At 48.5% G+C, this 1218-nt stretch carries 1 protein-coding gene; it reads right to left on the bottom strand.

Features of this window, described 5'->3' with window-relative positions:
* Positions 1-94: 94 nt before the first annotated feature.
* Entirely contained in the window at positions 95-1186 is a 1092-nt protein-coding gene (leuB, locus tag R7190_RS25615; protein ID WP_318137646.1) for a 3-isopropylmalate dehydrogenase, read from the bottom strand.
* Positions 1187-1218 lie beyond the last annotated feature (32 nt).

The raw sequence follows: 1218 nt of genomic DNA, 5'->3' as shown, positions 1-1218 counted from the left end.
CCATTGCTTCCTTTCCTCGTCGTCCTTGTCACCGCAAAGGGATGATCCGCTGCGGTGATGGCAAACGACAGTTATATTTATAATGTCAGTCTGTTTATGAGTTCAAAATGTACTCAGCGATCTTGTCACCCATTTCTGATGTCGTCAGTGCAGGCTTGTCGCTTGCTAGGTCTGCGGTAAGCTCACCTGCCGAAAGTGCTTTAGATGCAGCGGATTCGATATCTTGCGCCGCAGCTTCTTCGCCAAGGCTGTAACGCAGCATCAGTGCAGCAGAAAGGATCTGCGCAACTGGGTTAGCAATGTTTTTGCCTGCGATATCTGGTGCGCTGCCACCGGCAGGCTCGTATAGGCCGAACTTGCTTTCGTTAAGACTTGCTGAAGGCAACATGCCCATAGAGCCCGTGATCATTGCACACTCATCAGAGATGATGTCGCCAAAGATGTTTGAACATAACATGACGTCAAACTGGGCTGGGTCTTTGATTAACTGCATAGTCGCGTTGTCGATGTACATGTGAGACAACTCGACATCTGGGTAGTCTTTGGCAATCTCTTCCACAACTTCACGCCATAAGATAGAACTCTGCAGAACGTTTGCTTTGTCAATTGAGCACACTTTCTTACGACGTAGACGAGCAGATTCAAACGCGATTTTTGCAATACGTTCGATCTCAAAGCGGTGGTACACCTCGGTATCAAACGCTTTTTCGTTAGCGCCTTCACCCTCACGGCCTTTCGGTTGGCCGAAGTAGATGCCACCAGTTAATTCGCGTACGACGACAATATCAAAGCCGCGACCTGAGATGTCTGCACGTAGCGGTGAGAAAGCTTCTAGACCAGCGTGGATTTGCGCTGGACGAAGGTTACAAAACAGTTGGAAGTGCTTACGTAGTGGCAGCAATGCACCGCGCTCTGGCTGGTCGTTTGGTGGCAAATGTTCCCACTTAGGGCCACCAACCGAACCAAATAGAACCGCGTCAGACTCTTCACACGCTGTTACCGTACTTTCTGGAAGTGGGCAACCATGATTATCGATAGCAATACCACCAACATCATGTTCTTCGCGCTCAAATGAGATGCCATGTTTTTGCTCGATCGCATCCAGAACTTTATGCGCTTGAGCCATCACTTCTGGGCCGATGCCGTCACCAGGAAGTACGGCAATTTTGTATGATTTGTCTGTCATGTTATTCCTTTAATCTTCTAATTTTTGAGCTT

It is taken from the genome of Vibrio sp. 1078-1 (assembly GCF_033340475.1).
This window is presented reverse-complemented; position numbering and strand designations above follow the sequence as displayed.